Below are 256 nucleotides of genomic sequence, written 5' to 3'. Positions count from 1 at the left end.
GTATGGATCATCCAGCGTCCATCGTCGGACAAAACCGAGGTTGGGCTGCACCGATTAGCCAGTTTCAAGTGGTTAAACTATTTAACGATCTAAACTTAAATGCGGATGATAGCCCTGTTTACCTACAAGTCTGGCAATGGATAAAGCTCAATCAAAAATGGGGCTTTAGTTTATTGGGTTTATTTGTTATCGCGACCATATATCACCTTTGGCTCGAATATAAATTTAGACAAAAGAGCGAGTTCTTAATCAATAC

Annotated in this window: 1 pseudogene; it reads left to right on the top strand. The window is 39.8% G+C overall.

Features of this window, described 5'->3' with window-relative positions:
- A pseudogene (locus AAEZ00_RS21670) lies at positions 1-256 on the top strand (sensor histidine kinase); the annotation flags it as partial.

This window comes from Shewanella sp. S1-49-MNA-CIBAN-0167 (assembly GCF_040310145.1).
Lineage (GTDB): Bacteria > Pseudomonadota > Gammaproteobacteria > Enterobacterales > Shewanellaceae > Shewanella > Shewanella psychromarinicola.
This window is presented reverse-complemented; position numbering and strand designations above follow the sequence as displayed.